This window comes from Paraburkholderia sp., assembly GCF_034668105.1.
Classification (GTDB): domain Bacteria; phylum Pseudomonadota; class Gammaproteobacteria; order Burkholderiales; family Burkholderiaceae; genus Paraburkholderia.
Window position 1 is genome coordinate 1 of the sequence record NZ_JAXDPY010000200.1, and the last position, 13,147, is coordinate 13,147.

Annotated in this window: 12 protein-coding genes and 1 pseudogene; 11 read left to right on the plus strand and 2 right to left on the minus strand. The window is 62.1% G+C overall.

Annotated features, from left to right (window positions below):
- Together QOC89_RS09395 and QOC89_RS09400 are read right to left on the minus strand one after the other, a co-directional pair.
- Nucleotides 1–788, minus strand: a pseudogene (locus QOC89_RS09395) (EAL domain-containing protein); the annotation flags it as partial.
- Nucleotides 789–791: 3 nt separating this feature from the next.
- Nucleotides 792–1,598: a hypothetical protein gene (locus tag QOC89_RS09400; RefSeq protein ID WP_323044771.1), complete on the minus strand. Its 807-nt coding sequence runs from the start codon at nt 1,596–1,598 to the stop codon at nt 792–794.
- A 464-nt stretch (nt 1,599–2,062) separates the two neighbouring features.
- Between QOC89_RS09400 and QOC89_RS09405 the strand changes: the two genes are divergently transcribed.
- The 11 genes from QOC89_RS09405 (at nt 2,063) to QOC89_RS09455 (ending at nt 13,031) form a co-directional block, all read left to right on the plus strand.
- Nucleotides 2,063–2,473, plus strand: coding sequence for a carbonic anhydrase (locus QOC89_RS09405; RefSeq protein WP_416340384.1), 411 nt, complete (start codon nt 2,063–2,065; stop codon nt 2,471–2,473).
- Nucleotides 2,474–2,620: 147 nt separating this feature from the next.
- A complete protein-coding gene (locus tag QOC89_RS09410) occupies nt 2,621–4,993 on the plus strand; it encodes a bifunctional salicylyl-CoA 5-hydroxylase/oxidoreductase (RefSeq protein ID WP_323044772.1) in 2,373 nt (790 codons plus the stop codon).
- The gene (locus tag QOC89_RS09415) at nt 4,990–5,763 is read left to right on the plus strand and encodes an SDR family NAD(P)-dependent oxidoreductase (protein WP_323044773.1); all 774 of its coding nucleotides are present in this window, start codon (nt 4,990–4,992) and stop codon (nt 5,761–5,763) included. Before QOC89_RS09410 ends, QOC89_RS09415 begins: the two co-directional genes overlap by 4 nt.
- Nucleotides 5,760–6,317, plus strand: a complete 558-nt coding sequence (locus QOC89_RS09420; RefSeq protein WP_323044774.1) for a MarR family transcriptional regulator — start codon at nt 5,760–5,762, stop codon at nt 6,315–6,317. Before QOC89_RS09415 ends, QOC89_RS09420 begins: the two co-directional genes overlap by 4 nt.
- Nucleotides 6,318–6,351: 34 nt before the next feature.
- On the plus strand, nt 6,352–7,203 hold the full coding sequence (locus QOC89_RS09425; RefSeq protein ID WP_323044775.1) for an enoyl-CoA hydratase family protein: 852 nt from the start codon (nt 6,352–6,354) through the stop codon (nt 7,201–7,203).
- Nucleotide 7,204: 1 nt separating this feature from the next.
- Nucleotides 7,205–8,422: an acyl-CoA dehydrogenase family protein gene (locus QOC89_RS09430; protein WP_323044776.1), complete on the plus strand. Its 1,218-nt coding sequence runs from the start codon at nt 7,205–7,207 to the stop codon at nt 8,420–8,422.
- Complete coding sequence (locus QOC89_RS09435; protein ID WP_323044777.1) at nt 8,419–8,862, plus strand: thioesterase family protein; 444 nt, start codon at nt 8,419–8,421, stop codon at nt 8,860–8,862. The genes QOC89_RS09430 and QOC89_RS09435 overlap by 4 nt, the downstream gene beginning before the upstream one ends.
- On the plus strand, nt 8,859–9,254 hold the full coding sequence (locus tag QOC89_RS09440; RefSeq protein WP_323044778.1) for a RidA family protein: 396 nt from the start codon (nt 8,859–8,861) through the stop codon (nt 9,252–9,254). Before QOC89_RS09435 ends, QOC89_RS09440 begins: the two co-directional genes overlap by 4 nt.
- Before the next feature lie 75 nt (nt 9,255–9,329).
- Nucleotides 9,330–10,970, plus strand: a complete 1,641-nt coding sequence (locus QOC89_RS09445) for an AMP-binding protein (RefSeq protein WP_323044779.1) — start codon at nt 9,330–9,332, stop codon at nt 10,968–10,970.
- A gap of 39 nt (nt 10,971–11,009) precedes the next feature.
- Nucleotides 11,010–12,233 carry a dienelactone hydrolase family protein gene (locus tag QOC89_RS09450; RefSeq protein ID WP_323044780.1) on the plus strand — a complete coding sequence of 408 codons (1,224 nt, stop codon included), beginning with the start codon at nt 11,010–11,012 and terminating at the stop codon, nt 12,231–12,233.
- 120 nt (nt 12,234–12,353) lie between these two features.
- Nucleotides 12,354–13,031, plus strand: coding sequence for a glutathione S-transferase (locus QOC89_RS09455; protein WP_323044781.1), 678 nt, complete (start codon nt 12,354–12,356; stop codon nt 13,029–13,031).
- The last annotated feature ends 116 nt before the right edge of the window (nt 13,032–13,147 follow it).

Consider the following 13,147-nt stretch of genomic DNA (forward strand, 5'->3'; position numbering starts at 1 on the left):
AGCCGCCGATTCGCGCCGATGCACGGACTCCTTCACGAACGAACTGTCGATCTTGAGCTTGTCGAATGAGAAGCGCACAAGCGTGGACATGGTTGAGAAGCCCGTACCGAAGTCGTCGAGCGCCAGCCCGATTCCCAACGCGCGAAGCTTCTCGACGTTGTGCCGGGTAACGGTGTCGTCCCTCAACAGCACGGTTTCCGTAACTTCGATATTCAGCCGCGCCGGCGGCAACCCCGTCTTGCGAAGGATCGCGGCCACCGTCGAGGCGAAAGTTTCCTCCCGCAATTGCACCGGCGAAACATTGACAGCGACGCTCACGGCATCACGCGACGTGGCAGCTTCCGTACACGATTGCAGCAAGGCCCACTCCCCGAGTGCGAGGATGAGGCCCGTGCGTTCCGCCGTGGGAATAAATGCGGAGGGAGAAAGCTCGCCGCGCGTGGGGTGCGTCCAGCGAAGCAGCCAGGCGAAAGCGCCGCGCCCAGACCCAGTAGCGCAAGAATGAACGAAATCTGGAGCAGCACGAGCCGCGGCGTGCCTGCGTTGCGTCCGGCCAGTCCGCCGATCACGCCCACCGCACAAACGTTGCCGAGCAGAAAAAGCGTCTGGTTTCCGCTGGTATTGCACAGGAAAGTACCAAAGCCGAACAGCGCGGCCCAGAGCAGGCTTGCAAAAAGAAAGGCCGAAGTAGGCGTGGGCAGGTTGCGGGCGCTGCGCCGGCAGCACAACCGGATCAACGTGAGACGCGCAATCAACAGCGCGACCACGGCGCTGCCCCATTGGAGAAAACGCTACTTCGACAGACGCAGCGACTTTGATAGCACGATGCCCCGCTGTGGACTCACCAGCCAGACAGCGCGAACATTGACGTATAACCTGGAGATTCGTCTCGTGATGTCCGTAGGCTCGTCATCGGTCGGATCGCTGTGATTGCTCTGGTCGATAAGATACGGTGGCACCAGGCGACCCACGAGGACAATCGCGAAGTCCCCATTCGCTTCGGCGTACGCAGTCCGTGAGAGCGTCACGCGTCCACGAACCGTGCTGTTCTTACTTTCGCCGGACTCGAGTTCAATCGTATCGATATGCTGGATGAACCCTTTGGACCTCGCTTCCGGCGCGATCACCAACCCTCGGCCACTCGGGCCAGTCGTCGTCTCCTGCAGCAGGATGCCCCGCTGATTTTCGTCACCAGACAGATCCGCGCTGACCGTCAACTGATGCGTCTCTGTCCGATACCGGATCCCGTACGGCACACGCACCAGGAAAAACAGATCGCGGTCGAGATTGGCCGCCGCCAAGTCGGAATTCGGGCGCTGCTTGTGGGTGGGAATGGGAATCAGGCTTTGAACGCGCTCGCGTAAGGAAGGCGGGGCGACATGAATGTGCTGGTTCGCCAACGTATCCCGAATGGCAACCGGATCGTCGCCGACAAAAGGATGTCCGGCTGAAAATTGGGTAGAAGCAGGGGCCTCGGCGTCTGCCGCGTGGTTGACAGTGGCGGCGTTCGCTGGAGTCCCGATTTGCGCCAACATCCCCATGAGAACGAGGGCGCACGCGGCCTTCGTATGAACCAGTGTGGATTTCAGAGGAAACACGACAAAACTCCTGGTATTCCAGCGGGGCCTGCAAAACGATCGAACCGGTAGCGCGGTGTTCGATCTCAGCGACAAGGGGTATTCGATTCGTAGAAAATTATTGCACGATCAGATGAAGTGCCCCGCCCTTCTCTGCAATGTCCTTCGCCACCATGGGGTCAACGTCAAAGCTGGCCGCGCGCCTGGCATCGGTCCCGCCCATTAGCGGCGATCAAACGGCTCTTTCCTCAATTCAGCCGCGATGAAGTCCACAAATGCACGACCCGCCATCCGGGTAGTGCGCCCCATCGGGAAATACGCATGCACGGGCAAGTCGGCCATTTTCCCATTCGGGCAGTAACCGCACGAGCGCCCCGTGATCGACCTCCGATCGAGACGCCCATGAAGTCGTCGAGAGAACGCCAAGGCCGGCGACTGCCGCAGCAAGCGCGCCCGTTGGCTGCGTCGACCCGCGTGTCGATCCGATGGATGTACTCAAACTGGCGCCCGGCGAAACGGCAGTGATCCGCAATGTGGGAGGACGCGTGAATCCGGCGCTGCTCGAAACAATGACGCTTCTCGGCGCCGTTTCGCGGGCGGCGGGACAGCCAGCGGGCGCCGGTTGGAACCTGGTCCTCCTGCAGCATACCGATTGTGGAATCAACGGTTGCTACCATCACGCGCCGAAGTTGCTGTCGAAATATATGGGTGTCGCCGAAGACAAACTCGACGATCTCGCGATCACCGATCCGTACAAGGCAGTCGCGCCAGACGTGGCGGCGCTCAAAGCCAATCCGAATTTCCCGGGCACGTTCACGGTAGGCGGTCTTGTGTACGACGTGAAGACCGGCCGTATCGAAACGGTCGTTCCTGCCGCCACGCTGCGGCCCGAATAAGGTAAACAGCAGCGCGACACCGCTGCGCGCGCGGCCCGATGGTGAAAGTACTCGCCACGTCGGGCCGTAAGCTTCACCATTTACTTGACATCTAAACTATCTAGACCTAAATTACCCTTCAAAGCAAGTTCACGTGGGGGAATCATCATGCGCATCGTCTGTATCGGCGGCGGCCCGGCTGGGTTGTACTTCGGCTTGTTAATGAAGAGCCGGAATCCGGCCTACGACGTCACGGTGGTCGAACGCAACCGTCCTTACGACACCTTCGGCTGGGGCGTGGTGTTCTCCGACCAGACCCTCGGCAATCTGCGCGCCGCCGACGCCCCGAGCGCCGACGCGATCCTCGACGCCTTCAACCACTGGGACGACATCGAGATCAATTTCCGTGGCAGACAGATCCGCTCGTCGGGTCACGGCTTCTGCGGCATCGGCCGCAAACGTCTGCTGAATATCCTGCAGGCGCGCTGCGAAGAGCTGGGCGTCAAGCTGGTTTTCGAAACCCAGGTCACGGACGACACGACCTACGAGGCCGACCTGATCGTTGCCTGCGACGGCGCCAACAGCGCGGTCCGCCAGAAACACGCGGCCACTTACAAGCCCGCCATCGACATGCGCGACTGCCGCTTTGTCTGGCTCGGCACCAAAAAACTTTTCGACGCCTTCACCTTCGCCTTCGAAGAAACCGAATTCGGCTGGTTCCAGGCGCACGCCTATCGTTTCGACGACCAGACCTCCACCTTCATTGTCGAAACGCCGGAACATGTATGGCGTGCCGCCGGTCTCGACGAGATGAGCAAGGAAGACAGCATCGCGTTCTGCGAGAAGCTGTTTGCCAACTATCTGGACGGCAATGCGTTGCTATCGAACGCCGCGCATTTGCGTGGTTCGTCGCAGTGGATTCGCTTCCCGCGTGTCGTCAACGAGGAATGGGTCCATTGGCGCAATAACGCAAATGGCACCCGAACGCCGATCGTGCTGATGGGCGACGCGGCGCATACCGCGCATTTCTCGATCGGCTCGGGCACCAAGCTCGCGCTCGAAGATTCGATCGAACTGGCCAACAGCATCGGCGCGCATCCTGGCGACTTGCCGGCCGCACTGAAACACTACACGGACGTGCGCAGCATCGACGTACTGCGCATTCAGAACGCCGCGCGCAATTCGACGGAGTGGTTCGAGCATGTCGACCGCTATACGTCATTCGAGCCCGAACAGTTCGCGTATTCGCTGCTTACGCGCTCGCAGCGCATTTCGCACGAGAACCTTCGCGAACGCGACGCGCGCTACCTGTCCGGCTTCGAAGACTGGCTCGCACAACGCTCCGGCATTGAGCGCGCGCCTGAAAAGCACTCCGTCCCGCCCATGTTCACGCCCTTCACGTTGCGCGGCGTCACGCTGAAAAACCGTGTGGTCGTCTCGCCGATGGCGCAGTACTCCGCCGTCGACGGTATCGCCGGCGACTATCACCTGATGCATCTCGGCGCCCGTGCCATGGGCGGCGCCGCGCTCGTGATGACGGAAATGACCTGCGTGTCGCCGCAAGGGCGCATCACGCCCGCCTGTCCCGGCATGTATGCGCCCGAACATCTCACGGCATGGAAGCGCATTGTGGATCTCGTGCATGCACAGTCGGACGCGAAGATCGGTATTCAGTTGGGCCATTCCGGCGCAAAAGGCTCGACGCGCGTGGCCTGGGACGGCATCGACCAACCGCTTGACGAAGGCAATTGGCCGCTCGTCTCCGCTTCACCGCAGCAATACTTGAACGGCATCAGCCAACACTCGCGCGAAGCCACGAAAGACGAGTTAAGCGAAATCGAAGCGCAGTTCGTGCGCGCCGCGCAAATGTCCGCCCAGGCGGGCTTCGATTGGCTCGAACTGCATTGCGCGCACGGCTATTTCCTATCGAGCTTCCTGTCGCCGTTGACCAACCATCGCACGGACGAATACGGCGGCTCGCTGGAAAACCGCCTGCGCTACCCGTTGCAGATCTTCAAGGCTATCCGCGCCGTCTGGCCGCAAGACAAACCGATTTCCGTACGGATTTCCGCTAATGATTGGGTCGAAGGCGGCACCACGCCCGACGACGCCGTGCAAATCGCCCGTGCCTTCAAGGCGGCCGGCGCCGACATGATCGACGTATCGTCGGGCCAGGTCAGCAAGCAGGAAAAGCCCGTCTACGGCCGCATGTTCCAGACGCCATTCGCCGACCGCGTGCGCAACGAGGCCGGTATTGCGACGATCGCCGTTGGCGCGATCTCTGAAGCGGACCACGTGAACAGCATCATCGCGGCGGGCCGCGCCGATCTCTGCGCGATTGCGCGCCCGCATCTGGCGAATCCGTCGTGGACACTCAATGAGGCCGCAAAAATCGGCTATTTCGATGTGATGTGGCCGAAGCCCTACACCGCCGCGAAATCGCAACTCGAACGCAATCTCGAACGTGAGCGCGCCCAGCTCGCTGCGAATGCGGGGCTATCGCCACAAGAACGCGCGCAACGCGCTGAAGGAACCACGTGAATACGCTCAGCAGAACACTCGCCGGACAACATGCCGTCGTCACTGGCGGCGGCAGCGGCATCGGCGCGGCGGTGGCCGAAGCATTGCTACGTGCCGGCGCGCGGGTCACCCTGATGGGCCGCAACGCGCAACGTCTGGATGCGCAGCGGGAAAAAATCCACGCGCTCGGCGAGGTTGCTTGCGTCAGTGTCGATGTCACACAGGAAGACTCCGTAGCCAGTGCATTCGCGCAAGCCGGCGCAATCGACATCCTCGTCAACAACGCGGGCCAGGCGCAAGCCGCGCCATTCACGCATACCGACATGGCGCTCTGGCAGCGCATGCTCGACGTGAACCTCACCGGTGTGTTTCTCGGTACGCGCGCCGTGTTGCCCGGCATGCTCGAACGCGGCCACGGCCGCATCGTCAACGTGGCGAGCACGGCGGGGCAAATCGGCTACGCGTATGTCGCCGCTTATTGCGCCGCGAAACACGGCGTAGTCGGTTTGACTCGCTCACTCGCGCTGGAAGTTGCGACGAAAGGCGTCACCGTCAACGCAGTCTGTCCCGGCTATACGGAAACCGAACTGCTGCACGCATCGCTCGAACAGATCACCACCAAGACCGCGCGCACCGAACAGCAGGCGCGCGAAACCTTGCTGCGTTCGAATCCGCAACATCGCTTCGTGAGTCCGGAGCAGGTCGCCCATGCCGTGCTATGGCTCTGCCAACCCGGCTCGGACGCAATCACGGGCCAATCCATTTCCATCTCCGGTGGAGAAGTAATGTGAGCAAGTCGTCGAACATCAACAAGCCCACGGCGGCGGAAAGCAAACCGCCGCGCAAAGGTGTTGCCAAACCAGCGGAGAACGTCGTGGATCTGGAAATGAGCACGGGCGCCGATAGTCACATGGGCTTGCGTTTGTGGCTGCGCATGCTGACCACGACCAATCTCGTGCAAGCCGAACTGCGCAAACGCCTGCGCAACGAATTCGACACCACGTTGCCGCGATTCGATTTGATGGCGCAGCTCGAACGTCATCCGGAAGGCCTGAAGATGACCGAGTTGTCGCGCCGTTTGATGGTGACGGGCGGCAATGTCACCGGTATTACCGATCAGCTCGAGAAAGAAGGCCTGGTTTCGCGCGATACCGATCCGAACGATCGCCGCTCGATCAGCGTATGTCTGACACCGGCTGGCCGCAAGGCGTTCGACAAGATGGCGGTGGCGCATGAGCAATGGGTCGTCGAGTTGTTCGGCGGCCTGAGCCTCGACGAAAAATCGCGCACCCACCAGCGTCTTGGCAAACTCAAACAACACCTGCTCGACAGTCTGAAAGATTGAGCCGCACCGAATTGAGCATTGCATGGAGACACACATGACACGATCCAACGCCGACGCGCTGCTGGCCGGCAACCGCCTGACACTCGCCGGTTATGAGGCGCGGCACTTCGGCTGGTCGGTCGCCGACAAGGTCGCGACGATCACGCTGAACCGCCCCGAGCGCAAGAACCCGCTGACCTTCGAGTCGTATGCGGAATTGCGCGATCTGTTCCGGCAACTGACCTACGCGACCGACGTCAAGGCGGTGGTGATTCACGGCGCTGGCGAGAACTTCTGCTCCGGCGGCGATGTGCACGACATCATCGCGCCGCTGATCGATCTGCCGATGCCGGAACTGCTGCTGTTCACGCGCATGACCGGCGATCTGGTCAAAGCCATGCGCCATTGCCCGCAACCCATCATTGCCGCGGTCGACGGCGTCTGCGCCGGTGCCGGCGCGATTCTGGCGATGTCGTCCGACATGCGCCTCGGCACCGCGCGCAGCAAGCTCGCGTTCCTGTTCTCACGCGTCGGCCTCGCGGGTTGCGATATGGGCGCATGCGCGATCCTGCCACGCATCATCGGCCAGGGGCGCGCCGCCGAATTGCTGTTCACCGGCCGCTCGGCGAGTGGCGACGAAGGCCACGCCTGGGGCTTCTATAACCGCCTGTGCGAACCGGCAGCGCTCCTCGCCGACGCCCAGAAGCTCGCCGCCGATCTCGTCGCCGGCCCGACTTTCGCGCATGGCATCACGAAGAAGATGCTGCACCAGGAATGGAGCATGAGCATCGACGAAGCGATCGAATCGGAAGCGCAAGCCCAGGCCATTTGCATGAGCACACGCGATTTCGAACGGGCGTACAGCGCGTTTGCCGCGAAGTCGCGCCCGGTGTTCGAGGGAGATTGAATTGAGCACGAACAGCGATAAGGGCGATCTGGATCTGCACAGCGCGCTGGCCTGGCCGTTCTTCGAACCACGCCACCGGGCGCTGGCCGCGGGTATCGAGGCATGGTGCCGCGCGAATCTCACGCACGTAGAGCACGACGACGTCGATGCGACCTGCCGTCGTCTGGTCCGTGAACTCGGTACGGCAGGCTGGCTGAAATACGGTGTCGGCGGTGAGGCGTATGGCGGCCACGGCGATACTATCGACACCCGCACCGTGTGCCTGCTGCGCGAAACGCTCGCCAAACATTCCGGTCTCGCCGATTTCGCGTTGGCCATGCAGGGGCTCGGCTCGGGCGCGATCTCGCTTGGTGGCACGCACGAGCAAAAAGCCCGCTATTTGCCGCGCGTGGTCAACGGTACTGCTCTCGCCGCGTTCGCTTTGTCGGAACCGGAAGCGGGATCCGACGTCGCCGCGATGGCATTGAGCGCGCGCGAAGACGGCGACGCCTATGTGCTCGACGGCGACAAGACGTGGATCTCGAACGGCGGCATCGCCGATTTCTACGTGGTGTTCGCCAGAACCGGCGAAGCGCCAGGCGCGCGCGGCATCACCGCGTTCATCGTCGACGCCGACACGCCGGGCCTGGAAATCGCCGAACGTATCAACGTAATCGCGCCGCATCCGCTTGCGCGTTTGCATTTTGCCGGTGCACGTGTGCCGCGTAGCCAGATGCTCGGTGCACCCGGTGAAGGTTTCAAGCTGGCGATGCGTACGCTGGATATCTTCCGCACGTCGGTGGCGGCTGCGTCGCTGGGCTTCGCGCGACATGCGATGGCCGAGGGCCTCTCGCGTGCCGCGTCGCGCAAGATGTTCGGACAGACGCTCGGCGATTTTCAGCTGACGCAAGCCAGGCTCGCGCAGATGGCATTGACGATCGACAGCAGCGCCTTGCTGGTTTATCGCGCGGCCTGGTTGCGCGATCAAGGCGCAAACGTCACGCGTGAAGCCGCAATGGCTAAATGGCACGCAAGCGAAGGCGCGCAACAGGTGATCGACGCCGCCGTGCAACTCTACGGCGGCATGGGTGTGCAAAGCGGCACGGCCGTCGAGATGCTGTATCGCGAGATTCGTGCACTGCGGATTTACGAAGGCGCGACCGAAGTGCAGCAACTGATCGTCGGCCGCGACCTCCTGAAGGCCCACGCTGCGCAAGTCACCGGGGACGCGGCGAAATGAGCGCGACCTTCGAACGGCCGGTCCGTATCCGCTTCTCGCACTGCGATCCAGCCGGCATCGTGTTCTTTCCGCAGTATCTGGTGATGACCAACGCGCTGGTCGAAGACTGGTTCAACGAAGGCCTGCGGATCGACTTCGCGCAGATGATCGCGCAACGCCGCGTCGGCTTGCCGATCGTCAAACTCGATTGCGAGTTTTCGCGGCCGAGCCAGATGGGTGAAACGATCACGCTGGCACTCAGCGTCGTGGCCATCGGCCGCCGCTCGATCAGCATCGAGATCGTCGGCTACTACGGCGACGAAACCCGCTTTCGCGCGAAACAGGTGCTCGTGACGACATCGCTCGAACGCGGCACCTCCATCGACATTCCCGCCGACATCGCGAGCGCGCTCGCGACGTTTGCTCCACAGCCCGAATCCACCGAGGCGCATCGCTCATGAAAAAAGCTCTCCTCCCAGCCGGTTGGATCAAACCGCGCGGCTACGCGAACGGCGTCGCGGCCACCGGCACGCAAGTGTTCATCGCCGGCCAGATCGGCTGGGACGAACAGGCGCGGTTCCAGACCACCGACTTCGCACAGCAGGCGATTCAGGCGCTCAAGAATGTGCTCGCCGTCCTGCACGAAGCAGGCGGCACACCCGAGCATCTCGTTCGCATGACGTGGTACGTCACGGACAAGCGCGAATACCTCGCCTCACTGAAAGATATCGGCCGTGCGTTTCGCGACCTGATCGGCGATTACGACATTGCGATGAGCGCGGTTCAGGTCGTCGCGTTGATCGAAGACGAAGCCAAGGTCGAAATCGAAGCAACGGCAGTGATCGCTCAGTAAGCCCATTACTACGAAGCACCCAGCTACCACGCCAACCGAAGCGCATTCAGCCGGCTCAACGCCCGGGAGACCATGATGGAACCGTCAGCACACGTCGATACCTTCGCGCGCGACAATCTTCCGCCGCAGGATCAATGGCCTGTCTTTCTGCTCGACAATCCGGATGTTGCCTATCCGGCGCGCTTCAACTGCGCGACGGAATTGCTCGACAGAACCATCGAAGCGGGACATCGCGATCGTCCGGCGATCTGGTCGGAGGTGGACGGAAAGCCACAAGCCACTACCTATGGCGAGTTGCTTGCACTGGTCAATCGCAGCGCGCATGTACTGGTCGACGAAATGGGTTTGCAGCCGGGTAACCGCGTGCTGCTGCGTGGACCGAATACGCTGCATATGGCGGTAACCGCGCTCGCCGCCTTGAAAGCCGGCCTCGTCGTGGTGCCCACCATGCCGCTGTTGCGTGCGAAGGAACTCAAGCAGATCATCGAGAAAGCGCAAGTCAGCGCGGCGCTCTGCGATGCACGCCTGACCGAGGAGCTCGCGCGCTGCAACAATCCGCAGGATGAGTTTTACTGCGCGGGCCTTAAGCAAACGCTCCTGTTTCACGACGACTCCGCCGCTTCGCTCGACACGCTCGCGATCAACAAACCAGACCGCTTCACCGCCTGCGACACCGCCGCCGACGACGTCTGCCTGATCGCCTTCACCAGCGGCACGACGGGCGCCCCGAAAGGCTGCATGCACTTTCATCGCGACGTACTGGCGATGTGCGATCTGTTTCCGCGTCACGTTCTCAAGCCTTCATCGAGCGATATCTTTTGCGGCACGCCGCCGCTCGCGTTCACGTTCGGCCTTGGCGGCATGCTGTGCTTTCCGCTGCGCGTGGGTGCGTCGACGGTGCTGATCGAGCGGCTCACGCCCGTGACCTTGCTGCAAACCGTCGAGCGTTTTCACGCAACGATCATGTTCACCGCGCCGACGTTCTACCGGCAAATGGCGCCGCTGGTCGCGCATCACGACGTGTCGAGCCTGACGAAAACAGTCTCGGCGGGTGAGGCGTTGCCGGATTCGACACGCCGCCTGTGGCGCGACGCAAGCGGCATCGACATGATCGACGGAATCGGTGGCACAGAACTGATCCATATTTTCATCTCCGCACAAGGCGACGCGATCCGCCCGCATGCGATTGGCCGCGCGGTGCCGGGCTACGTGGTGCAAGCCGTGGATGACGCGATGCAACCCGTCGCGCCCGGCACGATCGGCAAACTCGCGGTACGCGGGCCGACCGGCTGCCGCTATCTCGCCGACGACAGGCAGGCGAAGTTCGTCCGTAACGGCTGGAATCTTCCCGGCGACTCGGTCTATCTCGACGAAGACGGCTACGTGTTCTATCAGGCCCGCGCCGACGACATGATCGTCTCCGCCGGCTACAACATCTCCGGCCCGGAAGTGGAAAGCGTGCTGATGCAACACGACGCGGTGGCCGAATGCGGCGTGATCGGCGAGCCGGACGAAACGCGCGGGCAGATCGTCAAAGCCTTCGTGGTGCTGAACCCGGGCTATACGGGGGACGACAAACTGGTCGCGCAACTGCAGGATTTCGTGAAAAATAGCGTGGCGCCGTATAAGTACCCACGCGTCATCGCTTTCATCGATTCGCTGCCGCGCACCGAAACCGGCAAGCTCAAGCGCTTTGAATTGCGTACGCTCAGGTAAGCCCTTCATGTAGCCTCTTTTTCGTCGGAGACACACCGCATGGCCGCCTCTTTCATCGAAGTCGTCGCCCAGGATGGCGGCCGTTTCAACGCCTACGTCGCACGTCCGGCGCAAGGCTCGGGCCCGGGGCTCGTGCTGCTGCAGGAAATTTTCGGCATCAACGAGACCATGAAGTCGATGGCCGATCGCTTCGCGGAAGAAGGTTATGTGGTGGTCGTGCCGGATCTCTTCTGGCGGATCGAGCCGGGCATTTCGCTCGGCTATGGCGAAGCCGATATGAAGCAGGCGCTCGACTACCTCGGGCAGTTCGACGTCGATCTCGCCGTCGACGATATCGCGGCAACGGTCGCGACCTTGCGCGCGTTGCCCGAGCAGGCCGGCAAGGTGGGCGCAGTCGGCTATTGTCTCGGCGGCAAGCTGGCGTTCCTGGCCGCGGCGCGCACCGACGTGGACTGCGCAGCCAGCTATTACGGTGTCGGCCTCGAATCGTATCTGGATGAAGTGCCGGCCGTGCGCTGCCCGATGGTGTTCCACTTCCCCGAAAACGATTCGCACTGTCCGCCCGAAACACGTGAACGAATCAGCGCGGCATTGCGCACGCGTCCGCACATCGAGCAATACGTGTACCCCGGTTGCGATCACGCCTTCGCCGCACCGTCACGCCCGCAGTACGACAAACCCGCCGCGATGATGGCCTATTCGCGCACGCTCGCCATGCTGCGCAAGGTGCTGGGTCCGGTCTACGATCTGAACGCGTTGTGGGAAGCGCATTGCTACTACGAGTTCGCCACGCGCGACGTGGAGGCCGTCATGCCGACCATGGTCGCCCAACCCTATGTGAATCACGTGCCCACCATGACAGGCGGCGTGGGTCATGACAACCTCAAGCGGTTCTACACGCATCACTTCGTCAATTCGAATCCTGCCGATACGAAGCTGATTCCGATTTCGCGCACGATCGGCGCGGATCGCATCGTCGACGAATTCATTTTCAGTTGCACACATAGCTGCGAGATCGACTGGCTGCTGCCTGGCGTCGCGCCGACCGGCAAATATTTCGAAGTGCCGATGCTGGCGGTGGTGTGTTTCCGTGGCGACAAGCTGTACAACGAGCACATCTATTGGGATCAGGCCTCGGTGCTGGTACAGGTCGGCTTGCTGAATCCCGAGGGCCTGCCGGTGGCCGGTATCGAAAGCGCGCGCAAGCTGCTCGACGAAACGTTGCCGTCGAACCAGTTGATGGGCGGCAAGTCCAGGGTTTGAACCGCGGCGAAGGACGCAAGCCGGGGGCCAGCAACAAGCGACTGGCGACTGGCGACTAGAGCCACGCCTCGGCACAACATCCCTATGATGTGACACTTCACAAGCCAACGTCGCTCGCCCATGCTGACCGTCCATCATCTGAACAACTCCCGCTCGCAACGCGTGTTGTGGCTGCTCGAAGAACTCGGCGTTCCGTACGAGCTCAAGCGCTACGAGCGCGACCCGAAAACGATGCTGGCGCCACCCGAGTTGCGCGCCGTGCATCCGCTCGGCAAGTCGCCCATCATTACCGACGACGGCCAGACCCTCGCCGAATCCGGCGCGATCATCGAGTATCTGGTGGACAAGTACGGCCAAGGCCGTTTCGCGCCCGCAGCGGGCACGCCCGCGCGTCTGCGTTACACCTACTGGATGCACTATGCGGAAGGCTCGGCGATGCCGCCGCTGCTGCTGAAACTGGTTGCGCTGCGCATCGCCAGCGCGCCGATGCCGTTCTTCGCCAGGCCGATTGCCCGCAAAATCGCCTCGACGTTGCAATCGAGCTTCGTCGATCCGCAGTTGAAGCTGCACCTTGGCTACATCAACTTGGAATTGGCGGCGACCGGCTGGTTTGTCGGCAATGATTTCACCGCGGCCGATGTTCAGATGAGCTTCCCGCTCGAAGCCGCCACCGCGCGCGGCGGCATGGAAGGGCAGATTCCGGCCGTGGTCGATTTCCTGAAGCGCATTCACGCGCGGCCGGCCTATCAGCGGGCGCTGGAACGCGGCGGCAAGTACGAATTACTGCATGGCGATTGACGGCAAACGCCGCCCAGGAACTCGTAGTTGTGGGCCAAAAGCCGCGGGTGCTAGACTCAATTTCCCATTGCCATCAACCGGTTGCCGAACGGGTTGCTATTTTCGCGCTGAGCGGC